Below are 23,640 nucleotides of genomic sequence, written 5' to 3'. Positions count from 1 at the left end.
GAGGGATCAGAACAGCCGAGGCGCCCCGGACTCGGTGCCCTTCATGTCCTCGTAGTCGAGCACGAGGCACCGGATCCCCCGGTCCTCGGCGAGCACGCGGGCCTGAGGCTTGATCTCCTGCGCGGCGAACACGCCCTGCACCGGGGCGAGGTGCGGGTCGCGTCCGAGGAGCTCCAGGTAGCGGGTCAGCTGCTCGACGCCGTCGATGTCGCCGCGGCGCTTGACCTCGACCGCGATCGCCGCGCCCGCCGCATCCCGCACCATCAGGTCGACCGGGCCGATCGCGGTGGGGAACTCCCTGCGGACGAGCGTCGCGCCGTCGGCGATGAGGTGCACCTGCTCGGCGAGCAGACGCTGCAGGTCGGCCTCGACGCCGTCCTTCTGGAGCCCCGGATCCACGCCGAGCTCGTGCGCGGAGTCGTGCAGCACCTCGTAGATCTGCACGCGCAGGGCGTCGCCGGTCTTCTGGTGGGTGACGCGCCAGACCTCGGCGACACCGGCCGACGCCTCCTCTTCGCCCGGCGCCTCGGTCTCGAGGCGACAGGGCGGGCTCATCCAGTTCAGCGGCTTGTAGCTCCCGCCGTCGGAATGGACGAGCAGGCTGCCGTCGCCCTTGTGCACGAGCAGGCGCGTGGCCAGGGGCAGGTGGGCGTTGAGGCGGCCGGAGTAGTCGACGGCGCAGCGGGCGATGACGAGACGCACCTGAAGAGCCTAACCGGCGGCGCAGGCCTTGCCTCGGCCTCCGTCCGTTTGCGACGCGATGCCTGTCGCTGGCCGCGTGCGTGGGGCGACAGACATCGCGACCGGAACGGGGGTCAGTGCCCGCCGAGGCTCGAGAAGATCGTGCCGAGGTGGGAGAAGAGCCCGAGCTCCGACGCGGCGCCGCGGGCGATCAGGAACCCGATGATGCCGATGATCCAGGCGGTGGTCTCGGACCCGCTCTTGCTCAGCCACCCCGCGAGCCGATGCAGGGGACCCTCCACCGCGCGAGCGGCGACGATGCGCAGGACGAGGAGCAGCAGCGCCGGCGCGATCATGAGCAGGCAGTAGCCGCCGAGCGCGGCGATGCGCAGCGGGGCATCGACCCCGGCGTCGGCCAGCATCGTCATCGCGACGATGTAGGGCAGCATCGTGGCGACCTCCACCAGGCCCGCGGCGATCGCGACGCCCATCACCACGACGGGCGGGGTGGCAGGGTCGAGCAGGCGGTCGCGCCAGCGGACGATCCGTCCGGGGCGTGGCGTCGTCGGGGCGCCGGGGTCTGCGGGGGAGACAGAGTGAGGGAGAGGGCCGGCCTCTTCGAGACTGCTCATCGCCGCGCCGCTCGTCGGTGCGGGTCCTGCGGGAGCCGCGGCGACGCCCGCAGGAACGGCGACCGGCTGCTCCTTCTTCGCCCCGGGGATGAAGAAGGAGCCGATCAGCAGTGCGGCGCCGATGACGAGGCGGAGGACGAGGCCCGCCTGTGACGTGAGGAAGTCGCGGGCCACGTCCACGACGTTGACCAGCCCCCAGAGGAACAGGAGGCCGACGAGGAGGTAGAAGACGGTGATCGTGCCCAGGTACAGCAGGATCCGCCCGCCGCGCACGCGTCCGGGCGAGAGCAGCAGGAAGACGGGGATCAGCAGGGTCCCCACGCTCAGGCCGTCCAGGAGCGCGAGCACGGCGAGGGTCAGGGCGAGCGGGCCGCCGGATGCGATTTCCATGAGATCAGCCTGCGCAAGGACCTGCCCGCACCGGATCGGGCGAAGGGCGGAGACCGCGGGCCTCGTCCTCATCCCTTCGACGGAGCGGGCGGGGCTCATTCCTTCGGCCGATGCGTCCGGGAGGCGGGCGTGATTCGATGGTGCGATGGTGCAGGAGGGCGCGAACGAGGCCAGGGTGTTCCCGGGGCCGCCCGGGTATCTGCCGATCGGCAGAGGCCGGATCCCCCGCCCGGTCGCGGACGCATGCGGCATCGCGCTGCTCAGCATCGTGTCGACCGCTCTCGGGTTCACCGGGATGTGGGACCTGTTCCGCCTCTCGTCCGAGCCGCTGTCCCCGTGGTGGGCGCTCGCCTTCGCCCTCCCCGGCTGTGTGCTCATCGTGTTCCGGCACCGCATCCCGCTCCTCGCGCTCGTCCTGGCCTCCGCCCTCTTCGTCGGCGACACCGTCACCGTCGGCGGCCTCGGCTCTCTCATCGTGCTGCTCGATCTGCTCTGGCACGCCGTGCATCGCGCGTCCGCGTCCGTGCGACGCCGCATCGCCGTGGTGCTCGTCGTGATCACCGTCGGTGCCCTCGTCGCGGCGTTCTCGCGCAGCGCGGACCCGAGGATCGCGATGCTCGTGACCCTGCAGGTGGCCACCCTGTTCGGCACCGACTACTGGTGGGCGGTCGCGGTCGGCCGTGCCGAGGAGGTGGCGACGCTCGAGCGCCGACGTGCGGCCGACGCCGCCCGCGAGGCCATCCGCGACCAGCGGGAGGAGATGGCGCGCGAGCTGCACGACCTCGTCGCAGGTCACGTCTCTGCGATGGCGATCCGCACCGAGGCGGCCCTCTCGGTGCCGCCGGACGAGACGCGGGACCGAGCCGCGCTGCGCGCGGTGCGGGATGCGAGCCTCGACGCGCACGATGCGCTGCGCTCGATGATCTCCGTCCTGCGAGAGGGCGACGGCGCCCTCTCGCCAGGCCCTCGCCTTCACGACGTCCCTGAGCTCGTGGCGACGGCGAGGGGCGCGGGACTGACCGTGACGCTGTGCGACGAGCTGTCGGCCGACCATGCGCCGGTCTCCGTCGTCGCCGGGCAGACCGTCGCCAGGGTCGTTCGCGAGGCGCTGGCCAACTGCGTCCGGCACGCCGCCCGCGCCGAGGTGGAGGTGCGGCTGTCGGCGGATCCGGCGCGCGTGCGGGTGCGGGTCGACTCCCGGGGCGGGGAGGGCCCGGCGCGGCCCGTGCTCGCCGGTTCCGGGACGGGGCTGGCCGTGCTCGCCGAGCGTGTGCAGGCGCTCGGCGGAGACTTCGCGGCGGGACCGGACGGCGACGGCTGGTCGGTGCGCGCCGAGCTGCCTCGGGAGGAGACCTCGTGACCGAGACCGCTTCGTCGCCCACCGTCCTCATCGCGGACGATCACGGCGCGATCCGCGCCGGTCTGCGGATCATGCTGGAGGCGCACGGGATCGCCGTGGTCGGCGAGGCCGCCGACGGCGACGTCGCGGTGCGGAACGCCCGGGCGCTGCGTCCCGACGTCGTCCTCATGGATCTGCGCATGCCCGGCCGGGACGGGATCTCGGCCACCGCCGAGATCGTCGCCGAGGGACTGGCCGACGTGCTCGTGCTCACGAGCTTCGACGAGGACGAGCTCGTGCACGGGGCGATCCGGGCCGGGGCGGCGGGGTTCCTGCTGAAGACCACCGACGCGGCCGCGCTCGTCGATGCCGTGCGCGTGATCGCCGGCGGCGATGGTGTGCTCGACCCGCGGGTGACGCGCCGTGCGCTCGCCGCAGCCCGGTCCGGTGTCGGGAGGGAGGAGCCCGCTGCTCCGACAGGCGGGTCAGCGGCGGCGTCCGGGCTCGGCGCCCTGACCGCTCGCGAGCAGGAGGTGCTGGAAGGGATCCTGCACGGCTGGTCCAACGCTCAGCTGGCGGATCGGCTGGGGATCTCTGTCCCCACGGTCAAGACCCACGTCTCGAACGTGCTCGCCAAGCTGGGGGCGCGCAGCCGCTCTCATGCCGCCGCCATCGTCCGTCGCGGGTGAGCGCGCGACGGACGACGGCCGCGGGCGAGCCGGGCCCCGGCACGGCCGTCCGCGCAGGGGCCCGGTGTTCAGGACTCTTCCTTGCGGGAGCGTCGCTGGCGGCCGATGAGCAGGAGAACGAGGCCGGTCACTCCGGTGAGGGCCGCGACCACGATGGCGCCGACGGCGATCGTCGACCCCGTGACGGCGAGCCCTGGCTGCGTCGTCGCCGGCGGCGCGGTCACGACGGGTGTGGGTATCACGACGGGTGCGGTGACGGTGATGGTGACGGTTCCGGTGGTGGTCTGTCCTGCGGCGTCGGTGATGGTGTAGGTGAAGGTGGTGTCGCCGTGGAAGTCCTGGGTGGGGGTGAAGGTGACGGTTCCGTCGTTGTTGAGGACGGGTGTTCCGTTCGGGGAGGTTCCGGTGGCGGTGATGTGGATGCCGGTGCCGTTGTCGTTGTCGAGGACGTCGATGCGGGCGGGGGTGTTGAAGGGGGTGGTCGCCGTGTCGTCGCCCGCCACCGGGCCGGCGATGCCGACGGTGAGCGTCGCGGTTCGTCCGCAGTTCTCCGGCTGCGCCGGCGAGCAGGGCGAGGTGTCGACCAGCTCCGAGGAGGTCTGGCCGACGCGCAGCGGATAGCTGCCGGCGTCTCTCGCGGTGACGCGGATGGTCAGCTCGACGGTCTGATCGACGGCGAGGGCTCCGATGGTCCATCGCCCGTCCGCCGGGTCGTACGTGCCGCGCCGGTCGCGCTCTCGAAGACGAGCCCGGCGGGAAGGGTGAACGTCGCCGCGCCGGCCGTGACTGCGCTCGGACCCCTGTTGGTGACGCTGAGCCTGATGTCCACGGGGCTCCCGGCGTCGACGTCGCTCGCGGACAGCGTGACGTCCGGGGCGAGGTTCGCGAAGGCGGCCACGTCCGTGTAGGAGGAGAGGAAGGTGCGCTCGACCTGCTCACCGGGAGCGGCGGTGAACTGCCAGCCGATCGCCATGCCATTGTCCACCGGGGTGCTGCAGCTGCCGATGCAGCTGTCTCCGAGACCGCCGTAGGTCGCCGCGTTCGCCTCGACCGAGCCGTAGAGGCCGGCGATGAAGTGTGCGCCGGCCGATCGACTGACCAGGAGGATGTTGTTCGCGCCGTTGATGCACCGGGCGGCGCCCTGACCGACCGCTTGCGTTCCCTGGTCTGCGCCGCCGAGGAAACAGTCGACCCAGTACGACATCTGCAGGGAGGTGCTCGACGCGGACAGATTCGTGTAGGTCAGCCTGCTCGTCACAAAGGCGTCGCCGGGAACATAGCTGTCCGTCTTCGTGATCTTCAGGGTGTTCGCGACCGTGCGCGTGGCCGAGATCCAGTAAGGGTCCGTCCGGGTCCCGGCGCCTCCCGAGCTCTGTCCGTCCGGGGTGCCGGCCCCGTCGGTGTACAGCACCTGATTGGCGGAGTCCACGATGATCGGCCCCGTGTTGGACGCGGGCATCTCCGCGGGCTGGAAGTATGCGCCGCCGAGAGTCCTGTGCACCAGCTGCGAGCGCAGGTCCGCCCCGAGCGAGACCTGGGTGATGGGTCCGCCCGAGGTGGTGATCAGCCCGTTGACGACGCCGTCCGCAGCGGATGCTGGCACTGAGGACAGGGCCAGGAGGCCGGTCATCAGAGTGGCGGCCATGGCCGCGCCGATCCCGAGCCTGGCTCGCGCCATGTGGTTCCGTCTCATGAGAGATCACACCACCATTCACTCTGCTCCCGCGGCAACGCGGACTCGTGAAGACGGGACGAACCGGCCGCGGGCAGGGGACAAAGAACGCCCGGGACACGAAAACGCCCTGGGCGCTTCCCAGATCACGCAGGGCTCGGTGGTCAGGCGACGGGGGTCCTCTCCTCCTCCCGGAGCGGGCGTGCGGCGCCGGAGAAGAGACCGGAGGCCACGGCGAGGGCGGCGAGGACGTAGAGGGTGTTCAGCAGGCCGATGTGCTCGCTGACGAAGCCCAGCACCGGAGGGCCGCCGAGGAAGGCGACGTAGCCGATCGTCGCGGCCGCGCTCACCCGTGCCGCGGCCTTGGCCGGATCGTCCGCAGCGGCGGACATCCCCAGGGGGAACCCGAGCGACGCGCCGATCCCCCAGAGCACGGCGCCGAGGAAGACCAGCGGCACGTTCGGCGCGAGGATGAACAGCAGGATCCCGGCTGCGGCGGTGGTGGCCAGCAGGCGCAGGATGATCACCCGTCCGAATCGGTCCACGAGCGGACCGCCGAAGATCCGTACCGTCGTCATCGCGACCGAGAAGGCGGCCAGCGCTGCGGCGCCGAGAGCGGGGCCGGCGCCGTGGTCTTCCGAGACGCCGAGGGCCAGCCAGTCGTTGGCCCCTCCCTCGGCGAACGACATGCCGAGCATCACCACGCCGAGCGCGTATGTGCGCGGCTCGCGCCAGGGTTCGAGCGCGGTGTGCATGCGCTCCCGGAATGCAGGCCTCGACTCGCCCGCGACGATGTCCTGTGCCTCCTCCCGGTTCGGGACGTTCGCGATGGACACGATCGCGGTCAGCGCGATGAGGGCGGCGACGACGAGCGTGTGCACGGCGACGTTCACATGGAGCGACGCGGCGAGGGCGCCGAGGCCGGCGCCGATGACGGTGCCGAAGCTGAAGAAGGCGTGGAAGAGGGGAAGGATCGTCTTTCCCGTGTGCTGCTCGACGGCGGTCGCCTCGACGTTCATCATCACGTCCACGCAGCCGTTGCCGAGGCCGAACAGCGCCAGACCCAGGAGTACCACGGGGTAGGAGTGCAGGACATCGGTTCCGATCCCGATCATCCCCACGCCCGCGGCCACGACGAGCAGCGAGATCAGCATCCCCTTGCGTGCGCCGGTGCGGGCCATGACGGCGGGACTCGTCGAGATGCCGACGATCGAGGCGATGCCCGCTCCGAGGAGCAGCAGGCCCACCTGCGCCTTGTCAATCTCGAGTGCGCTCTTGATGTTCGGGACCCTGGCAGCCCATGTCGCGACGGACAGACCGCTGGCCAGGAAGATGGCGAAGATCGCGGTGCGCCAGCGCACGAACTGGGAACGGGAGAGGGCGGTGTCCATCGGACCAGGCTATCGAATCGATTCGATCCTGTCATGAGCCGGACGGCGACGCCCACGCGCTCGTCACCTAGAGATCCCGGTCCGGGTCTGACCAGGGCCGCCGCCGTGCGCGTCGGGAAGGCGAGCCTCCGGCGCTGGAGGATGGGGCGTGGCCGAAGACGCCGTCGTATCCTCGGGACATGACCTCCTCGCCAGGCGCCCCGCGTCGCGCGACCATCGCCGACGTGGCGCGGGCGGCCGGCGTCTCGCCCTCCACCGCCTCCGTGGTGTTCAGCGGCAAGGCCCCGGTGGCGGCAGCGACCCGTGATCGCGTGCTGGCCGCGGCGGCCGAGCTCGGCTACGCCGGACCCGATCCCCGGGCGGCGTCCCTTCGCCGCGGCAGGAGCGGGATCGTGGCGGTGGTGCTGGAGGAGCACCTGCGCACGGCGTTCCGCGACCCGGTGAAGATCGCGATGATGGACGGGCTCACCGACGCGCTCGCCGAGCTCGGCGCCGGGGTCCTCCTCCTCCGCGACGAGGCGGGAGCCACGGAGGAGGCGCCGTCTGTGGACACCGCCCCGGTGGACGCGGTCGTGCTCATCGGCTGCAGCGGGCGTACCCGTGACACCCTCGCCTCGGTGCGGGCCAGGGGCCTTCCCGTCGTGGTGATCGAGGGGGACGCCGGCGAGGGCGTGCCGCGCATCGAACTGGACAACAGGGAGGCGGCGGGCCAGATCGCCCGCCACCTGCGCGGGCTCGGGCACGAGCGTGTCGGCGTCGTGACGCTGCCGCTGAGCACCGATCGGAGCAGGGGCGACGTCACCCCCGAGCGCCTGGGCACGATGACCGTGGAGGTCGCCGGCGAGCGGCTGCAGGGCACCAGAGACGTCTTCCCGGACGCCCGTGCCGTCTCGGCGGCGGGCAGCTTCATCGACGAGGGGGTGATCGCGGGACGGACCCTCCTCGAAGATCCCGCGACACGCCCGACCGCCGTCGTGGCGCAAAGCGATCTGCTCGCCGCCGGCGTCATCCGTGCCGCGGAAGACCTGGGTCTGCGCGTCCCGGAGGACGTGAGCGTCACGGGATTCGACGGGATCAGGGTGGACGGTCTCGGCGATCACGTCCTGACCACCGCGGTGCAGCCGGCGACGGAGAAGGGGCGGGCTGCCGGCGAGGCGGTCGCCCGCATGCTGAGCGGGGAGAAGGGCGCGTCCATCCGATTCAGCTGCGTCTTCCGCGAGGGCTCGACGACCGGTCGCGCCTGAGATATTCCCGTGCCGGCATGTGACCTCCGCGCCGTGCCCTCTCAGCCGGCCCTTAAAATGGACGAGAACCCGCCCGCCTGTGTCGCCTCACGACCGACGAGCCAGAGGAGCCGCCCATGCTGATGCTCCTCGCCGTGTTCGCCGCCGCGGCCCTCCTGTTGCCGCTCCTCGTGCGCGCGATCGGGGAGCGCGCCTTCGTCGCCGCGGCGCTCGTGCCGGCGGCGGCGTTCGCTCATGCGGTGCTGATGACCCCGCGGGTGATGGACGCCGAGGCGGGGGACGCCTCCATCCCGGTGGAGTCGGTCCCGTGGATCCCGCAGCTGGGTCTCTCGCTCTCGATGCGCATGGACGTGCTCGGGTGGGTGATGACCCTCATCGTCACGGGCGTCGGAGCGCTCGTGCTGCTCTACTGCCGCTGGTACTTCCGCGGCTCGAAGGATCGCCTCGGCCAGTTCGCGGCAGTGCTTCTCGCCTTCGCCGGGGCGATGTACGGCCTGGTCCTCACCGACGATCTCGTGCTGCTGGTCATGTTCTGGGAGATCACCAGCATCCTCTCCTACCTGCTCATCGGCTACTACCACCGCCGTGGCACGAGCCGTCGAGCCGCGCTCCAGGCGCTGCTGGTGACCACCTTCGGCGGGCTCGCGATGTTCGTCGGCGTGGTTCTGCTCGTCGTCGACACCGGCACCACCAGCATCGCGAGGATCCTGGCGGAGGCGCCCGCCGGCCCGCTCGTGGACGCGGCCGTCGTGCTGCTCCTGCTCGGCGCGCTCAGCAAGTCCGCGATCTTCCCCTTCCATTTCTGGCTCCCCGGCGCCATGGCGGCGCCCACCCCGGTGAGCGCCTACCTCCACGCCGCCGCGATGGTGAAGGCGGGGGTCTATCTCGTCGCCCGCTTCGCCCCGGTCTTCGCGCTGTCCGCCCCCTGGCGACCCGTCGCGATCAGCCTCGGCGTGATCACGATGCTGCTCGGCGGCCTGCAGGCGCTCCGCGAGACCGACCTCAAGCGCATCCTCGCCTTCGGCACCGTGAGCCAGCTCGGCTTCTTCATGGTGGTCCTGGGCTACGGGACGCCGGACGCGGCGCTCGCCGGCCTCGCGCTGGTCATCGGCCACGCCCTGTTCAAGTCGGCGCTGTTCCTCATCGTCGGCGTGATCGACCGGCAGCTCTCCACGCGTGACATCACCGAGCTCTCCGGCGTCGGCCGGCAGGCCCCGGTGATGGCCACCGCCGCCTTCGTCGCGATCGGATCGATGATGGGCGTTCCGCCCACGATCGGGTTCGTCGCGAAGGAGTCGACCCTGGCGGCGCTCTTCGACGAGGCGCTGCGCGGATCGCCCTGGGGGATCGTGGCCTTCGGCGGCGTCATTCTCGGCTCGATCCTCACGGTCGCCTATGGCGCGCGCTTCCTCTGGGGGGCCTTCTGGCGAAAGAAGGCGCCCGAGGGCGGACATATGCCGACAACGGAATGGCCGGATCCACCCTTCGGCTTCCTCGTCGCCCCCGTCGTCCTCGCGGGCGCCTCGCTCGCCGCTGGCCTCGCGGCACCCTTCGTGGACGCGGCGCTCTACGGCTACGCGATCACCGCGCAGGTCCCTGCGTTCGACGGGGAAGCCCTGCCGCCCGGCCATCTCGCGCTGTGGCACGGGTTCGCTCCCGCGCTGTTCCTCTCGCTGGGCGCGGTGGCCCTCGGTCTCGTCCTCTTCGTCGTCGCGGGCAGGGCGGCCGGCGAGGGGAAGAGGCGTCTGCTCCCGTTCACCGCGCAGGACGTGTACTACACGATCATGCGCGGGATCGATCGCCTGTCGGTGCTGACGACAGCGCTCACCCAGCGTGGCTCGCTCCCGGTCTACGTGGGGACGATCTTCATCGTCGTCGTCTCGGCCGAGCTCACCGCGCTCATCGCGGGCGACCCGGCCCGTGCGCAGCTGAGCGGCTGGCATACGCCGATCCAGCTGGTCGTGGCCCCGATCATGGTCGCCGCCGGCGTCCTCGCGGTCCGCGCGCACAAGCGGTACACGGGCGTGGTGCTCGTTTCCGTGACCGGCCTCGGGATGGTGGTGCTCTTCGCGACGAGCGGTGCGCCGGATCTCGCCCTCACCCAGATCCTCGTGGAGACGGTGACCCTGGTGACCTTCGCCTTGGTCCTGCGCCGGCTCCCTGCGCAGATGGGCGAGCACAACGCCTCCGTCGGCCGGCTCCCGCGCGCGGTGCTGGGCGCGGCGGTGGGCCTCACCATGGCGCTCGTGGCCGTCCTCGCCACCAGCGCGCGCGTCACGGAGCCGATCTCGGACGCCTTCCCGCAGATCGCCTACGAGTTCGGCTACGGCAAGAACGTCGTCAACGTCGCGCTCGTCGACCTCCGCGGGTGGGACACGATGGGCGAGCTGTCCGTGCTCGTCCTCGCGGCGACCGGCGTCGCCTCCCTCGTGTTCGTCACCCATCGCGCCGACCGGCTGAGCGCGATCAGCGCGTTGCCCGATCCCGCCGGCACCGGCACGGCGAACAGCGCGCGGCGCGCGCGCCGGCGCCCGCTCGTGGAGACCACGGAGGGCCTGCGCTTCCAGACTCCGGAGGACCAGGGCGTGCGCCGGGCCTGGCTCGTCGGCGGCACTCAGATGAAGCCGGAGAACCGCTCGATCCTGCTCGAGGTGATCGTGCGGATCCTCTTCCACACGATCATCGTCGTCTCGATCTTCCTGCTCTTCGCCGGTCACAACTCCCCGGGCGGCGGCTTCGCCGGCGGCCTCGTGGCCGGCATGGCGCTCGTGATGCGCTACATCGCCGGCGGACGCTGGGAGCTCGGCGCCGCGTCGCCGACCGATGCAGGGCGCCTCCTCGGCGCGGGGCTCATCCTCGCCGTCGGCACCGCCGTGGCGCCGCTGCTGTTCGGCCTGGCGCCGTTGGAGAGCGTGCTGTGGGAGGCCGAGCTCCCCGTCCTCGGGCACGTCGAGCTCGTCACCTCCACGATCTTCGACGTCGGCGTGTATCTCGTCGTCATCGGGCTCGTGCTCGACGTCCTGCGCAGCCTCGGGGCCGAGGTCGACCGGCAGACCCAGGAGCTGCGCGAGCGGGGGGTGAGCGTCTGATGGATGTGTCCCTCGCCCTCATCGTCATCATGGCCGTGCTCTTCGCCTGCGGCGTGTACGCGATGCTCGAACGCAGCCTCACCCGCGTGCTCATCGGCTTCCTGCTGCTCGGCAACGCCACGAACCTGCTGCTCCTGATCGTGATGGGCAGGCCGGGGCTCGCCCCGTTCTTCGGCGCCGACGGCTCGGTGAGCGATCCGCTGCCGCAGGCCCTGACGCTCACCGCGATCGTGATCACCTTCGCGGTCTCGGCGTTCCTGCTCGCCCTCATCTACCGCTCCTGGCAGCTGGGGCGGGCTGACACGGTCGAGGACGACGAGGACGACATCGCGCTGCGCGAGCGCACCGAGGTCGAGGAAGACCTCATGGACGACGAGAGCGACCTGGCTGACGACGAGGCGACCACCGACTTCGTCGGCGTGGACACCTCGCCCATCCGCGTCCTGCACCACCGGGACATCGCCACGATCGTCGACGACGCGCCGACGGACCGGCCGATCGCGTCCGGGGCGGAGCGGGACGACGGACGATCGGCCGGGCGCCGGACCGAGGACGCACGGGACGAGGACGCACGGGACGAGGCCGCACGGGACGAGGGGGAGGGCGAGCGATGAGCGCACTGGTTCCCCTCCTGGTCGCCCTGCCCCTGCTGGGCGCCGCGGTCACTCTCGTCTTCGGGCGGAACACGAGGGTGCAGGTGATCGTCTCGGTGATCACGCTCGCCGTCGTCTCGGTGATCGCCGCGGTGCTGCTGGTCACCGTCGACGGCTCGGCGCCCATCGCGGTCGAGGTGGGCGGATGGCCCGCGCCGTTCGGGATCGTCCTCTACGTCGATCGGCTCGCGGCCCTCCTCGTGCTCGTGTCGAGCATCGTCCTGCTCGCGGTCCTGCTGTTCTCGATCGGGCAGGGCTCTGCGGACGGGGCTGAGGAGACCCCGATCTCGATCTTCAACCCGTCGTACCTGATCCTGTCCGCCGGGATCTTCAACGCCTTCATCGCGGGCGACCTGTTCAACCTCTACGTCGGCTTCGAGATCCTCCTGGTGGCGTCGTACGTGCTGATCACCCTGGGCAGCACCGAGTCGCGGATCCGCACGGGCGCGGTGTACATCGTCGTGTCGCTCGTGTCGTCGATCCTCTTCCTCGCGGCGATCGCGATGATCTACGGGGCCCTCGGCACCGTCAACATGGCTCAGATCGCGATGCGGATGGGCGAGATCCCGCAGGACACGCAGCTCGTGCTGCATCTGCTCCTGGTGATCGCGTTCGGGATCAAGGCGGCGGTCTTCCCGGTCTCGTTCTGGCTGCCGGACTCGTATCCCACCGCCCCCGCCCCGGTCACCGCGGTGTTCGCGGGGCTGCTCACGAAGGTCGGCGTGTACGCCCTCATCCGCACCGAGACGCAGCTCTTCGCCTCGAACAGCATCGACACGCTGCTGATGATCGTCGCGCTCGCGACCATGGTCGTCGGCGTTCTCGGAGCCGTGGCCCAGGCGGAGCTGAAGCGGATCCTGTCGTTCACCCTCGTGAGCCATGTCGGCTACATGGTGTTCGGGCTCGCGATCGCGACCCCGGCCGCGATCGGCGCCACCATCTACTACATCGTCCACCACATCGTCGTGCAGACCACCCTGTTCCTCGCGGTGGGGCTCGTCGAGCGCCGGGCCGGGAGCACGTCGATCCTGCGCGTGAAAGGGCTGATGAGGGCCGCGCCGGTGATCGCGGTGCTGTACTTCGTGCCGGCGATCAACCTCGGCGGCCTGCCGCCGTTCTCGGGCTTCATCGGCAAGTTCGCCCTCTTCGAGGCGGCAGCCGAGGTGGGCACCCCGCTCATGATCGTGCTGATCGTCGGTGGTGTCGTCACCTCCCTCCTCACGCTCTACGCCCTCATGCGTGCCTGGAACCTCGCGTTCTGGCGCGAGGAGGAAGAGCCCACAGACACCGAGGAGCGCATCGCCTACCTGGGCAAGGCCCCCGCGGCCGAGGAGCAGCAGGAGCGCCGGCGCATCCCGCGGATCATGACCGTCGCCACCGGCGGGATGGTCGCGGTCACGCTTGCGCTCACCGTGTTCGCCGGGCCGATCTACGCCCTGTGCGACCGGATCGGCGACGCCCTCCTGCAGCCGATCGCCTACATGCCCCTGGACGGCGCGGACAGCGCGGACGACACGGTCGACGGGGAGGAGGGGCGGTGAGCCGGGAGGCGAAGCGCGGGCTCTGGCGCGAGATCGGGCAGCAGCTGCCCTTCCTCGTCTGGCTGGTCGTGCTGTGGATGCTGCTGTGGGGGCAGTTCACTCCGTTGTCGGTGGTCACGGGCGTGGTCGTTGCCGTGTTCGTGACGAGGGTGTTCCGCCTGCCGACCATCGAGCTCTCGGGGCGAGTGAACCTCTGGTGGGCACTTGTCCTCGTCGTCCAGTTCCTCGCCGCGGTGGTGCACGGCTCTCTCAGCGTCGCGGCACAGGTGCTCGACCCGCGTCGCCAGCCCGGCACCGCGATCATGGCCGTCCCGCTGCGCTACGCCGACGACCTGGTGATGACGCACATCGCCGTGACCTCGTCGCTCATCCCCGGCTCGCTCGTGGTCGAGGCCGACCGCGACACGCGCACGCTGTACCTTCACGTGATCGGCGTCCGTTCGCGCGCCGACGTCGACAGGCAGCGCGAGGGCGTGCTGCGCTGGGAGCGGCGCATCGTGCGGGCGCTCGGCACGCCGGCCCAGTACCGCGCCCTCCGCGCGGACCAGAGGGCGGCGGCCGAGGGGGCCGCCGCCGGCCGCGGTGTCGATCGCGGCGCTGCGAGAGGGGAGGGATCGTGAACCCGCTTCTCCTGGTGGTCATGATCGTGTTCGGGATCGCCGCGATCCTCACCGTCGTCCGCATCGCGATCGGTCCGTCGATCCTCGACCGCGCCGTCGCCTCCGACGTGCTGCTGACCGAGATCATCTGCGTGCTCGGCGCGGAGATGGCGATCAACCAGCACACCCGCACCCTCCCGGTGCTGCTCATCGTCGCGGCGGTGGGCGTCTTCGGCTCGATCTCGGTCGCGCGGTATGTGGCGAGAAGGGACAACACGACGCCATGAGCCTGTTCGACCTCCGGATCCCCGACGCCGTGATCGACGTCACAGTGTGGGTGCTCGTGCTTCTCGGCGCCCTGCTGTGCCTGACCGCGGCGATCGGTCTGCTCCGGTTCCGCGACGTCCCGACCCGGCTGCACGCGGCGACCAAGCCGCAGGTGCTCGGGCTGCTCGTGATCTGCCTCGCGATCGCGTTGTCGCAGCGTTCGGTCATCGGGACCGTGCTCGGCGTGGCCCTCGTGATCCCGGTCCTCCTGATGCAGTTCGCGACCGCGCCGCTCTCGGCGCACATGGTGGGTCGGCAGGCCTATCGCAACGGCACGATCGATCGCCGCTCGCTCGTGGTGGACGAGCTGGCCGAGTCCACCGAGACCCCGCCGGCCGCCGGCGGCTGACGGCGGCCGGCTCGCGTCGCCAGCCGACGCCCTGGTGCGACCCGGACGCCGGTCCTGCGCGTCCACGCTCCCCTCCGGCGCGAACCGGACGAGGGGCACGGCTCAGAGAGGCTTGCGCATCTGCTGCGTGACCACGTCGTATCCGGCGTTCGCGTAGAGCCGGATCGCCGCCTCGTTGCGCCCGAAGACGTTGAGCTCCAGCGCGGTGGCCCCGACCTCGCGCGTGGCCTCCTCGACGGCAGCCAGGAGCGCCCGGCCCCAGCCCTGTCCCCGTCGCTCCGGTCGCACCTCGATGTCGTTGAGGAAGGCGATCCCCGCGGTCGTGTGCGGAGGGTCGAGGGCGACCCAGGCGTGCCCGACCGGGGCACCGGCTCGGTCGAGGCCTTGGAGCACGAGCATCCCTGCGGTCTCGGCACCCTGAGGGAGCTGGCGGGCGTTCTCGTCGAGCGCTCGTTGTAGAGCGCCCTCGCGTGGCCAGCGCCCTGCCGCGACCTGCTCCTCGGCATAGGCCACGCCGAGGAGCCGCGCCCAGGTCTCGTACTCGGCGGGGGTCATGGTCCGGGTGCGTACGGTCGTCATCCCGACATGGTCGCATCCTTCCACAGGCCGAGGCCAGCCGTGATCCCGGCTAGCCGATCAGGCTGGGCCGGAGATCGCGCAGGGTGCGCCGGTGGGTCATCCGCGTCACTCCGATAGCGGCCAGCACCAGTCCGCCGATCAGCCACGCCCCCAGCACCGTGAGGTCGGTCAGGGCGCGCGACAGTACTCCGCCGTACATGAGCTGGCGCATCGCGTCCACGACGTAGCCCATCGGCAGCACATGGTGCAGCCAGGCCAGCGGTGCGGGGAGGGTCTGCCAGGGGAAGGTCCCGCCGGCGGTGACCAGTTGCAGCACCATGAGCACCAGTCCGACGAACTGCCCGACCGATCCCAGCCAGACGTTCAGCGCGAGGATGATCGCCGCGTACGTCGCCGAAGCCAGCACCATCACACCCAGGGCTCCCCAGGGATTGTCGAACGTGAAGCCGAGCGCGATCGAGAGCACGCCCAGCAGCCCGACCATCTGCAGGGCACCGAGTCCGGCCGGGGTGAGCCAGCCGGCGAGAGTGATCCTCAGCGGGGAGTGCAGTGCCGTGACGGCGCGGCGGGAGATCGGCTTGACGATGAGGAACAGTGCGTAGATGCCGATCCATCCGGCCAGGGCCGCGAAGAACGGTGCGAGGCCCTGACCGTAGTCCTTCGCTGCGGCGACCTTGTCCGAGGTGACCTGGACCGGGTCCGCGATCGTCTTCGACTGCGCGTCGCGCAGCTCCGGTGTGGAGGCCGGGATCGCCTGCACACCGGACGCCAGGCCGTCGCGAAGCTGCCCGATGCCCGCGCCGAGCGTGCCGAGGCCGTCGCGGAGCGCGCCCGCGCCGTCGCGGAGCGCGCTGGCGCCGTCGCGAAGGGCGCCAGCTCCGTCACGGGCGGTGGCGGCGCCCGAGGCGGCTGTGCTCGCACCGGCGGAGAGCTGTTGTGCGCCGGACGCGAGGTTCGATCCGCCCTCGGCGACGGCGGCGCTGCCGGCGGCCAGCTGGTCGATCTTCCCGATCGCCGCCTGCGCGGCGTCGTTGCCCGAGCGGATTCGATCAGCCAGCGGGTCGAGGGCGCCGAGCACCGCGTCGACCTGCGCCGGGGTGAGGCCCTGGTTCGCGAGTGCGGAGGCGAGATCCGCGCGGGCCTGCGGAAGCTCGTCGGTCGCCTGCTGCATTGCCGCTCCGACCTCGTTCGCGTACGCAGCGACCTGCTGATTGCCTGCGCTGACCCGCTGGGCGCCGTCGGCGAGAGATGCGGCGCCGCCGGCGAGTCGCTGCGCTCCGTCGGCCAGCTGCGCGGTGCCGTCGGCCAGTTGCGCGGTGCCGTCGGCCAGCCGTGTGGTGCCGTCGGCGAGCTGCGATGAGCCGTCCGCGAGCTTCGTGCTGCCGGCGGATGCCGAGTTCGCGCCGTCGAGGAGCTGTCCGGCGCCGGCGGCGGCGTCGGACAGCTTGTCGCGGACGTCGCTGAGGCCGGTGAGGAGGCGGTTGGCCGCCTCGGTCCCCACCATCTCGGCGACCGAGCGACGGATCCGTTCCACGGCCGCCGACCCGATCGAGGAGGCGAGGTAGTTGTTCGCGTCGTTCGTCTCCAGTTCGATCCGTGCCTGGTGCGGCGTGTCCCCCGCCGCCGAGGTGAGAGCGGTCGAGAAGCTCTTCGGAATCGTGACCGTGAAGTCGACCTCGCCGTCGTGCAGGGCCTCGGAGGCCTCGCGGGCGTCCATCCGCCGCCAGTCGAAGGCCTTCCCCTCGAGCAGGTTCTCGGCGACCTTCTCGCCGTAGTCGGTGGCCCCGCCGGCGGCCGAGGAGGTGGCGCCCTCGTCCTCGACGACGAGAGCCACGGGCACGTCGGGGAACCTGCCGTAGGGGTCCTGGTTGGCCCACAGGTAGAGGCCGCCGTAGAGCACCGGCACGCACATCAGGGCGATGAGCGCGATGACCGCCATCGGACTGGCGGTGAGGCGGCGAAGCTCGGCGCCGATCATCGCGGGGACCTTCATCGGTCGTCTCCGTTCTCGCCGGCCGGCTGGCCGTCCTCGGGGGTGGGGTCGCCGGCGCCCTCACCGGCATCAGTGCCCTCACCAGCATCAGTGCCCTCGCCGGCAGACGCCAGGATCGTGGCGTCGATGTCGGCGAGAGGGGTGATCGGCAGGGTCGCGTCGGAGAGTCTGTCCGAGGCGAGTGTCTCCGGGAGCCTTTCGATCACGGCGGCCGCGGACCCGCCCACGATCACGAGCACGGCGAAGCCGCGGTCCGCGAACTCGGAGGCGATCCGCCACCAGCCGTCCGGTCGCCCGCCGTGGCGATCGGGGGAGACGAGCACGAACCCCTCCACGCCGTCGCGCAGTACCGTGAGCTCGCTGAGGATCCGCACCCGTGCGGCCGGCGAGACGGTGCCGATCGGCTGCCCGGCGATGTCGTCGAAGCCGAGCTCGGCGAGCCAGCGCCGGGCGTGGACCGGCGTCGCCGGCTGCCCGGCGAACATGAGCTCCTCGCCGACCACGGCGGCGACCGTGACGCCAGGATGCGGGTCGCTCACGTCCGGGGCGTCCACGAGGGCCATCCGGAGGCGGAGGTCCGCGGCGTTCCTCGCGCCGTCGATGGTGACCTCGCCGCTGTCGGGGCGCATCCGCCCGCTGGCGATGAGGCCGAGGACCGTCGGCCGGGGCTCGGTCTCGGCGCGGACTACCGGGGGGTGCCGGCTCTCTTTCCCCCGCGCGGGGGGGGGCCGCGCCGGCCCGCGACGTCCCATGCTCACTCCGTGCAGTGCGACCCTCATCGGCGTGTTCCTTCCGGGGACCCCGATGTGTGCGAGTCCCCGTCGGACGGCGCGGGGCCTGTCGGAGAGGGGGCGGTGTGGGCGGTGATGAGGGCGTCCGCCTCGCGCCAGGAGAGGCCCGCGATGCTGAGCACGGCGCGGACGGCGATCTCGCCCGCGGCGGCTGAGGAGGGGTCGGTGCGGGCGACGACCGTCCGCGCCGTCTCCTCGATGAGGCGGGCGAGGGTGGGGGCGGTGATGTCGGTGCGCAGCTGCTCCTCCTCCTGCCCGCGACGGACGATCTCCGCCAGCGCCCGACGGAGGGGGGCGAGGGCATCCGCGGTCTGCTCGACGTGGGCCTCGTCGAGCGCGACCGCGGCGGCGACCTGCACATGCGCGGCCTCCTGCCACAGCTCGATGGTGAGCCGGAGGAGCGCGATGCGGGCGTCCGGCTCGTCCACGCGTCGGGCGATCGCGTTGAAGCGCTCGGCGCCGGTGGCGACGAGCTCGCGCACCAGGGCGCCGCGATCGTCGAAGTGGCCGTAGAGGGCGCGTCGGCTGAGACCGGCCTCACGCGCGATCTGATCCACGGAGGCATGCGGGTCGTGGGCCAGTGCACGTGTCGCGGCAGCGAGGATGCCCACCCGGTTCTCGGTGGCATCCCGGCGCTGACGGCGGGGGACGGGACTCTCGGTCATCAGGCCAGTCTAGGGTATCTTGCACGCATATGTGCAAGATGATTCGGTGAACTCACAGGGAGCACGACCGATCGCGGCGTCCTGGCGGAGTGCGAACATACAGAGCAGCCTGACAGGAGCCGACGGCTGCCGCCCGGGGCCGTCGACGAGGTGCTGTCAGGTCGCTCCCAGTTCACGTGCTTACCGTGTGCGCATGCGTAATCCGATCACCTGGTTTGTCATCACCGCCGTTCTCGCAATCGGCTCGTTTGTCGCCTCTTTCACGATCGGTTTCGTCGCGCCGCTGTTGCTCACCGCTTTTGCCGTGCTGGCAGCGATCATCGGCATCGTCGTCTCCTCCCGCCCGCGGGCCGGACAGGTCCGCATTGAGGCCGACGCCGCTCGATAGCGGTTTCCGCTTTGCACGCCTCTCCCCTAAGGGGTGCCACGTAGAGGCGTGGAGTTCGGCCTGCCTCCCTGACGCTCTTGGCGGGCGATGGCCGCCTGCATGGTCCGCACGGTGCGGAACCCCGCCCGCACGGCGATGTCTCCCAGTGCGCCAGGGCCTCGCCGAGGGGTGAGCGCCAGCAGCGACCGCGCGGTCGCGACCCGGCGCGCCTCGATGGCCTGACGCGGCGTGGTCCCGAGCAACGAGAACAGATGGTGGAGGTGCGTCTCCGAGATCGCCATCCCCCGGAAGAGGGCCCGTACGGTGAAGTCCGGGTCTCGGTGGTTCGCCTCGATGATGTCCGTCGCCCGCTCCACGAGCTCGGCCTGAGCGGGGGAGAGGTCGATCCTCTTCCCCGTGGCGTCGACGATCGCCGTCGCCGCCGTCGCGGCCAGCGCACCGAGAAGCGTCCGTGATCCGGCGGACGTGCCGAAGGCGGGTGCCGTGCTGATCACGTTGGTCATCGTTGTCATCAGCGCATAGTGCTCGGCGGTGAGCCGGTGCGGAGTGTTCAGGTGGCCCGCAAGACGCGGATGCTCCAGAGCCACGGAGTTGAGCAGCCATTCGCAGCGCGCCCAGAGCGCGCCGCTCTCCGCCGTGATCGTGGACGCTCCTGGGAGCACGACGATCTCCCGCGGAGCCAAGGTCAGCTCCACGCCGTCGACGACGAGCGCGACGGCTCCGTCCACGCCGAGGATGACTCGGTGGATCTGTTCACCCGCCGGGTGGGCGACGAGCATCCCCGGCGCCGACCACACGCGAGCGACCGTCCACGTCGCCGCCGTCGCCAGCTCGACGGACGAGGGGTCTCCCCCCCGTCGCGCCGACCAGCCCAGAGCGCTCAGCGAATGCTGCCGTTGACGGGCACGGCGGTGCGTCGGTGGTCGGGGGTTCATCTGGCCCTAACTGGTAGCAGGGTCGACATCTGGGCGTCGGATCGAGAGAGCGCCCACGAGTCTGATGCCTGTGGGACGTCTCTGACCGTGCCCCCTCACCGTCTCTACGCGAATCTCCTACCGAATCGGTCCGAAACTCCGGAGTTCCTTCGCCGACCCGTCATATCCGGGCTCGGAATGCCTCAATGGATAGCGCTTGTCCGTCGGCACTCTGCCGTGGACCCGATGCCTTCGACCGGAATGAAAAGGAGTCCTCAATGGGGGAAATGAGAAACGACCAGATCGCGACAGAGGATCTGTTGCTCGGCGGTGGGGTTCCTCGTCGCACGATCGTCAAGGGTGCGGCGTGGTCGATCCCGGTGATCGCTGTTACGGCGGCGGTGCCGGGTGCGTCGGCGTCGGTGAGTCCTCTGGTGGCGGTGTCGGTGGCGCCGAATGCGGTGACGTCGAAGCCGAACGATGTCCTTGTGACGCGTGAGGTGGAGACGACGGTGACGGTGAAGCTTGCGGATGGGTCGCCGGACACGACGGCGAAGGTCGTCACGGTGGTGCTGGGTGGCGGGTTGAAGTTCGCTGATGGGACCACGACGTATACGTATACGGGGTCGGCGTCATCGTTCACGATTCCTGCGGCGAACCGGGTGACGGGGGAGAAGGCGGGGTCGGGGACGATCACGGCGACGGTGACGTCTGCGGCCACGGCGCCGAGCACGACGCTCCCGGTGACGGTGAGCCCCGGCGCCTTCTACTCCGTGGGGTATCAGGACGCTTTCGCGCCGCATGAGAATGCCACGGCGGTCGTGGGCTCGAGTGGAAACACGACGCGTGCGGACAAGCCGGGTATCTATGACTCGCTCTATCCGGTGAGCAATCTTCCTGCGGGTGTGACGGTCTCGAGGTTCTCGCAGGGCGGCTGGACGGCACAGGGCTTCGCTGTCACGACCGATGGTGGCCTGTACGGGTGGGGTCGTAACGTCTATTACGAGCTCGGCACCGGTGCGAACACTCCGCATCCTGCATTGTCTCCGATCGAGGTGCTTCCCGCGGGGAGCGGTGTGGTCCAGGCGGAGTCGATGGAGGATGGCGTCATCATCCTCAAGAGCGACGGCGCTGTGCTCACCAGCACGGGATCCGTTCGCTGGCCGGAGGGTCAGGGCGGCAATGGCGGGGTGCAGACTCTCACGCCGACGCCGGTCCTCACCGCCCCCGGGGTTCCACTGACCGGGATTGCCAAGATCGCCGCTGGACCGACCAACGGATACGCCCTGGGGGAGGACGGCGTTCTTTGGGCATGGGGCCATGGAGTCCAGGGCGGCAACGGAGACGGAAGCACAGCGAACAACCTCTTCGCCGAGCGCGTCGTGTTCCCGACTGGCGTCTCGATCGTCGACGTTGCCGCAGCTGGCGTAGATGTCAACGGGGCCGCTTCGGCGAAAGCCGTTGACGCCGACGGCAACGTGTGGACCTGGGGGCGCGGGGACCGCAACCTCAGCGGGACGGGCTCTCCAAGCCAGGTCACGACCCCGACGATGGTCCCCGGTCTCGCCGGCGTGACCAAGATCTGGGGTGATTTCACTGGTTTCGCGGCAAAGAACAGTGCCGGTGACGTCTACGTCTGGGGAGACGCAAACGTCGAGGGCGCTCAGAACATGCTGGGACTCAATGGGGCCTCGGCGGCCACGCCGACGCTCAACCCGCAGCTGCAGGGTGCCGACCGTGTGGTCTTCTGGCAGTATGGCGGGTCGGCGATCTTCCCCGACGGGACGGTGAAGACGTGGGGCAACAGCTACAACGGCACCCCGGGTGCTCTCGCTGTCCCGACCACCCTGGCTGGCGTCACCAACGCCACCGATATCGGCACTTACCGGTGGGGAATGTTCGTCAAGGGTGACTACGTCTCCCCGATCCCCGTTCCCGCCCGGGACCGCGGAATCGTCTAGACGATCGGGAAGCGGCCGCCAGAAGGACGACTGGCGGCCGCTTCGTCGTATGCCAGCGACGGAGTGGAGTCGCGTCGGCTATCTTTAGTGGCTGGTCTTTTTTTGGGGGGTTGGGTTGAGGTTTTTGGGTCGGGTTGTGGCTGTGGTGGCTGTGGGTGTGGTCGCCGCGGCGGGTGCGTTGGTGCCTGTGGGTGTGGCGGTTGCTGCGGATGTGCGTGGGGTGTTCCTGTTGGCGGGGACGTGGGGTCAGGCGGAGAACATGACCCAGTTGGCGGACCGGCTGAAGGCCTGAGGGTTACACGGTGAAGGTGATGGGGATTCCTGCGGCGGACGGGACGTTGGATCCGGGTGCGGATGGGTCTGGGGATCCTCGTTCGGGGACGGGGAGTATCGCGGCGTCGGCGGCGATCATCGCGGATCAGGTGCGGGCGTTCCGGGATGAGGTGGGTGCGGACAAGGTTGGTTTCGTTGGGTTCTCGCAGGGTGGTGCGATCGGTCGGTATGCGATTAAGTACAACGGGTTGGACAGTGTTGTCGACCAGTATGTGAGCCTTGCCGGGGTGCAGCAGGGGACGATGGGGGATGGGAAGAACCCGTTGTGCATTCTGACGCAGCAGGCGTGTCGGGATATGGCGTGGGGGTCGGGGTTCTTGAAGGCGTTGAATGCGGGGGATCCGGCGCCGGGGCCGGTGCGGTATACGGCGGTGGGCACGACGGGTGATGACACGATCACGCCCCCGCTGTTCTCCTCGGGCGTTGCGGAGGGTGGTTCGTATATTCCCGCGGCGGGTCAGGCGTTGGACGGGAGTTGGGTGACGCACCCGCAGCCGAACGTGACGAACCTGAACCTTCAGCAGGCGTGCAATGCTCCGGGGTTGACGGCGAATCATTGGGGTGCGCCGGTGGGGATGCCGGCGGATGTGTCGGTGTACACGATCGTGTCGTCCGCTCTTCGGGGTGAGGAGCCTGCCTGCGGCGCTTCCCGCTCGAACGCTGTCCTTCCGATGGGTGTTCCCCTCCCGGTGGTGAACGGGTCGTTTACAGACACGGGTGCCACTCCGGTGGGGCCGGCGGAGCGTCGGACGCTCGCCGCGGGTGAGACATGGCTGAACGGGTGGACAGCCATCGGCGCCGGCGCCGAGGTCTACGGGGAGGCGGACACGGGGCTGGGTGTCGGGGTGCGGTCGGTCGACTTGAATGGGGCTGCGGCGTTCGGGGGGATTCAGACGACGTTGGCGACCAGGCCCGGGGTTCCGGTGACGGTGCGTTTCCTCGCGTCGACGAACGTCGACACCCTGCGTGGCGCGAACGGGCAGGCCATCCGCGAGGCAGCGCTGTATGCGGACACCGGGGAGGGCACGGCCCACACCGAGTATGTCCTCCCGCTCACGGCGACGCAGACCCCGGGGGCGGGGCCGGACTGGCAGGCATACCTGTACACGTTCACGCCGACGTCGACCTCGACGACGGTCCGGTTCTTGTCGGACATGCCCGCCACGGCGGATGCGCTCACCCGGACCGGTGGGGTCCAGCCCGGGTGGGACCCGTTCGTCTACCCCGGGGCGATGATCACGGCTGCGGGTCCGCAGATCGCGAACATCGAGGCCGTGTCGATGGTGGAGACCACGGACGTGACCGTGCAGGTCACCGCGGGCACCGGTCTCCCGGTCGCGGAGGGCGAGCCGGTCACGTTGACGATCGCGGACGGGTCGGTGGCCCGGTTCGCGGACGGGTCGACCACGATCACCGTCCC

22 protein-coding genes and 1 pseudogene are annotated in these 23,640 nt (G+C 70.6%); 13 read left to right on the top strand and 10 right to left on the bottom strand.

Annotation, left to right across the window (positions count from 1 at the left end; translation table 11 throughout):
* Positions 1 to 6: 6 nt before the first annotated feature.
* Together nucS and ACP15J_RS09610 are read right to left on the bottom strand one after the other, a co-directional pair.
* Entirely contained in the window at positions 7 to 702 is a 696-nt protein-coding gene (gene nucS, locus ACP15J_RS09615) for an endonuclease NucS (RefSeq protein WP_424936777.1), read from the bottom strand.
* A 113-nt stretch (positions 703 to 815) separates the two neighbouring features.
* Positions 816 to 1,703, bottom strand: a complete 888-nt coding sequence (locus ACP15J_RS09610; protein WP_424936776.1) for a GAP family protein — start codon at positions 1,701 to 1,703, stop codon at positions 816 to 818.
* 145 nt (positions 1,704 to 1,848) lie between these two features.
* On the opposite strand from ACP15J_RS09610, the gene ACP15J_RS09605 reads away from it, so the two are divergent.
* Together ACP15J_RS09605 and ACP15J_RS09600 are read left to right on the top strand one after the other, a co-directional pair.
* Entirely contained in the window at positions 1,849 to 3,063 is a 1,215-nt protein-coding gene (locus ACP15J_RS09605; RefSeq protein ID WP_424936775.1) for a sensor histidine kinase, read from the top strand.
* Complete coding sequence (locus tag ACP15J_RS09600; protein ID WP_424936774.1) at positions 3,060 to 3,731, top strand: response regulator; 672 nt, start codon at positions 3,060 to 3,062, stop codon at positions 3,729 to 3,731. Before ACP15J_RS09605 ends, ACP15J_RS09600 begins: the two co-directional genes overlap by 4 nt.
* Before the next feature lie 68 nt (positions 3,732 to 3,799).
* Here the strand turns inward: ACP15J_RS09600 and ACP15J_RS09595 are convergent, their stop codons facing one another.
* Positions 3,800 to 4,234, bottom strand: coding sequence for an Ig-like domain-containing protein (locus tag ACP15J_RS09595; protein WP_424936773.1), 435 nt, complete (start codon positions 4,232 to 4,234; stop codon positions 3,800 to 3,802).
* Between ACP15J_RS09595 and ACP15J_RS09590 the strand changes: the two genes are divergently transcribed.
* Positions 4,218 to 4,352 (top strand): hypothetical protein, encoded by a 135-nt coding sequence (locus ACP15J_RS09590; RefSeq protein WP_424936772.1) that lies wholly within the window; start codon positions 4,218 to 4,220, stop codon positions 4,350 to 4,352. The genes ACP15J_RS09595 and ACP15J_RS09590 overlap by 17 nt on opposite strands.
* Positions 4,353 to 4,360: 8 nt before the next feature.
* On the opposite strand, the pseudogene ACP15J_RS09585 reads toward ACP15J_RS09590, so the two are convergent.
* Both ACP15J_RS09585 and ACP15J_RS09580 read right to left on the bottom strand, forming a co-directional pair.
* Positions 4,361 to 4,420: pseudogene (locus tag ACP15J_RS09585) on the bottom strand (hypothetical protein); the annotation flags it as partial.
* A 1,147-nt stretch (positions 4,421 to 5,567) separates the two neighbouring features.
* Complete coding sequence (locus ACP15J_RS09580) at positions 5,568 to 6,794, bottom strand: MFS transporter (RefSeq protein ID WP_424936771.1); 1,227 nt, start codon at positions 6,792 to 6,794, stop codon at positions 5,568 to 5,570.
* A 179-nt stretch (positions 6,795 to 6,973) separates the two neighbouring features.
* Between ACP15J_RS09580 and ACP15J_RS09575 the strand changes: the two genes are divergently transcribed.
* The 7 genes from ACP15J_RS09575 (at position 6,974) to mnhG (ending at position 14,596) form a co-directional block, all read left to right on the top strand.
* A complete protein-coding gene (locus tag ACP15J_RS09575) occupies positions 6,974 to 8,038 on the top strand; it encodes a LacI family DNA-binding transcriptional regulator (protein WP_424936770.1) in 1,065 nt (354 codons plus the stop codon).
* A gap of 116 nt (positions 8,039 to 8,154) precedes the next feature.
* Positions 8,155 to 11,127: a Na+/H+ antiporter subunit A gene (locus ACP15J_RS09570; protein WP_424936769.1), complete on the top strand. Its 2,973-nt coding sequence runs from the start codon at positions 8,155 to 8,157 to the stop codon at positions 11,125 to 11,127.
* Positions 11,127 to 11,741 (top strand): Na(+)/H(+) antiporter subunit C, encoded by a 615-nt coding sequence (locus ACP15J_RS09565; protein ID WP_424936768.1) that lies wholly within the window; start codon positions 11,127 to 11,129, stop codon positions 11,739 to 11,741. The genes ACP15J_RS09570 and ACP15J_RS09565 overlap by 1 nt, the downstream gene beginning before the upstream one ends.
* On the top strand, positions 11,738 to 13,321 hold the full coding sequence (locus ACP15J_RS09560) for a Na+/H+ antiporter subunit D (protein ID WP_424936767.1): 1,584 nt from the start codon (positions 11,738 to 11,740) through the stop codon (positions 13,319 to 13,321). Before ACP15J_RS09565 ends, ACP15J_RS09560 begins: the two co-directional genes overlap by 4 nt.
* On the top strand, positions 13,318 to 13,941 hold the full coding sequence (locus tag ACP15J_RS09555; RefSeq protein WP_424936766.1) for a Na+/H+ antiporter subunit E: 624 nt from the start codon (positions 13,318 to 13,320) through the stop codon (positions 13,939 to 13,941). Before ACP15J_RS09560 ends, ACP15J_RS09555 begins: the two co-directional genes overlap by 4 nt.
* Entirely contained in the window at positions 13,938 to 14,207 is a 270-nt protein-coding gene (locus ACP15J_RS09550; RefSeq protein ID WP_424936765.1) for a monovalent cation/H+ antiporter complex subunit F, read from the top strand. Before ACP15J_RS09555 ends, ACP15J_RS09550 begins: the two co-directional genes overlap by 4 nt.
* Positions 14,204 to 14,596 (top strand): monovalent cation/H(+) antiporter subunit G, encoded by a 393-nt coding sequence (gene mnhG / locus ACP15J_RS09545; protein WP_424936764.1) that lies wholly within the window; start codon positions 14,204 to 14,206, stop codon positions 14,594 to 14,596. The genes ACP15J_RS09550 and mnhG overlap by 4 nt, the downstream gene beginning before the upstream one ends.
* 102 nt (positions 14,597 to 14,698) lie before the next feature.
* On the opposite strand, the gene ACP15J_RS09540 is transcribed toward mnhG, so the two are convergent.
* The 4 genes from ACP15J_RS09540 to ACP15J_RS09525 are packed head-to-tail and all read right to left on the bottom strand — an operon-like array spanning position 14,699 to position 18,624.
* Positions 14,699 to 15,175 (bottom strand): GNAT family N-acetyltransferase, encoded by a 477-nt coding sequence (locus ACP15J_RS09540; RefSeq protein WP_424936763.1) that lies wholly within the window; start codon positions 15,173 to 15,175, stop codon positions 14,699 to 14,701.
* 49 nt (positions 15,176 to 15,224) lie between these two features.
* Positions 15,225 to 17,168 carry a YhgE/Pip family protein gene (locus ACP15J_RS09535; protein ID WP_424936762.1) on the bottom strand — a complete coding sequence of 648 codons (1,944 nt, stop codon included), beginning with the start codon at positions 17,166 to 17,168 and terminating at the stop codon, positions 15,225 to 15,227.
* Positions 17,165 to 17,947, bottom strand: a complete 783-nt coding sequence (locus ACP15J_RS09530) for a hypothetical protein (protein WP_424980926.1) — start codon at positions 17,945 to 17,947, stop codon at positions 17,165 to 17,167. Before ACP15J_RS09530 ends, ACP15J_RS09535 begins: the two co-directional genes overlap by 4 nt.
* Entirely contained in the window at positions 17,944 to 18,624 is a 681-nt protein-coding gene (locus ACP15J_RS09525) for a TetR/AcrR family transcriptional regulator (RefSeq protein WP_424936760.1), read from the bottom strand. Before ACP15J_RS09525 ends, ACP15J_RS09530 begins: the two co-directional genes overlap by 4 nt.
* A gap of 193 nt (positions 18,625 to 18,817) precedes the next feature.
* Between ACP15J_RS09525 and ACP15J_RS09520 the strand changes: the two genes are divergently transcribed.
* Positions 18,818 to 19,012: a hypothetical protein gene (locus tag ACP15J_RS09520; protein ID WP_424936759.1), complete on the top strand. Its 195-nt coding sequence runs from the start codon at positions 18,818 to 18,820 to the stop codon at positions 19,010 to 19,012.
* A gap of 26 nt (positions 19,013 to 19,038) precedes the next feature.
* Here the strand turns inward: ACP15J_RS09520 and ACP15J_RS09515 are convergent, their stop codons facing one another.
* Complete coding sequence (locus ACP15J_RS09515; RefSeq protein ID WP_424936758.1) at positions 19,039 to 19,947, bottom strand: helix-turn-helix domain-containing protein; 909 nt, start codon at positions 19,945 to 19,947, stop codon at positions 19,039 to 19,041.
* Between the two features lie 257 nt (positions 19,948 to 20,204).
* Between ACP15J_RS09515 and ACP15J_RS09510 the strand changes: the two genes are divergently transcribed.
* The gene (locus ACP15J_RS09510; RefSeq protein ID WP_424936757.1) at positions 20,205 to 21,887 is read left to right on the top strand and encodes an RCC1 domain-containing protein; all 1,683 of its coding nucleotides are present in this window, start codon (positions 20,205 to 20,207) and stop codon (positions 21,885 to 21,887) included.
* A gap of 311 nt (positions 21,888 to 22,198) precedes the next feature.
* Positions 22,199 to 23,640 (top strand): lipase family alpha/beta hydrolase (locus ACP15J_RS09505; RefSeq protein ID WP_424980940.1); only part of this gene is annotated, 1,442 nt, incomplete at its 3' end.

The organism is Microbacterium sp. S308A+ (genome assembly GCF_049800815.1).
Classification (GTDB): Bacteria; Actinomycetota; Actinomycetes; order Actinomycetales; family Microbacteriaceae; genus Microbacterium.
Note: the sequence above shows the minus strand (reverse complement) of the source record. Positions and strands in the feature narration are given on the sequence as shown.

Bases quoted from the DNA above. Each gene is read 5' to 3' on its own strand.
- ACP15J_RS09610 (WP_424936776.1), bottom strand. From the start codon at position 1,703: ATGGAAATCGCATCCGGCGGCCCGCTCGCCCTGACCCTCGCCGTGCTC.
- ACP15J_RS09605 (WP_424936775.1), top strand. From the start codon at position 1,849: ATGGTGCAGGAGGGCGCGAACGAGGCCAGGGTGTTCCCGGGGCCGCCC.
- ACP15J_RS09580 (WP_424936771.1), bottom strand. From the start codon at position 6,794: ATGGACACCGCCCTCTCCCGTTCCCAGTTCGTGCGCTGGCGCACCGCG.
- ACP15J_RS09575 (WP_424936770.1), top strand. From the start codon at position 6,974: ATGACCTCCTCGCCAGGCGCCCCGCGTCGCGCGACCATCGCCGACGTG.
- ACP15J_RS09570 (WP_424936769.1), top strand. From the start codon at position 8,155: ATGCTGATGCTCCTCGCCGTGTTCGCCGCCGCGGCCCTCCTGTTGCCG.
- ACP15J_RS09565 (WP_424936768.1), top strand. From the start codon at position 11,127: ATGGATGTGTCCCTCGCCCTCATCGTCATCATGGCCGTGCTCTTCGCC.
- ACP15J_RS09560 (WP_424936767.1), top strand. From the start codon at position 11,738: ATGAGCGCACTGGTTCCCCTCCTGGTCGCCCTGCCCCTGCTGGGCGCC.
- mnhG (WP_424936764.1), top strand. From the start codon at position 14,204: ATGAGCCTGTTCGACCTCCGGATCCCCGACGCCGTGATCGACGTCACA.
- ACP15J_RS09540 (WP_424936763.1), bottom strand. From the start codon at position 15,175: ATGACGACCGTACGCACCCGGACCATGACCCCCGCCGAGTACGAGACC.
- ACP15J_RS09535 (WP_424936762.1), bottom strand. From the start codon at position 17,168: ATGAAGGTCCCCGCGATGATCGGCGCCGAGCTTCGCCGCCTCACCGCC.
- ACP15J_RS09530 (WP_424980926.1), bottom strand. From the start codon at position 17,947: ATGAGGGTCGCACTGCACGGAGTGAGCATGGGACGTCGCGGGCCGGCG.
- ACP15J_RS09525 (WP_424936760.1), bottom strand. From the start codon at position 18,624: ATGACCGAGAGTCCCGTCCCCCGCCGTCAGCGCCGGGATGCCACCGAG.
- ACP15J_RS09520 (WP_424936759.1), top strand. From the start codon at position 18,818: ATGCGTAATCCGATCACCTGGTTTGTCATCACCGCCGTTCTCGCAATC.
- ACP15J_RS09515 (WP_424936758.1), bottom strand. From the start codon at position 19,947: ATGAACCCCCGACCACCGACGCACCGCCGTGCCCGTCAACGGCAGCAT.
- ACP15J_RS09510 (WP_424936757.1), top strand. From the start codon at position 20,205: ATGGGGGAAATGAGAAACGACCAGATCGCGACAGAGGATCTGTTGCTC.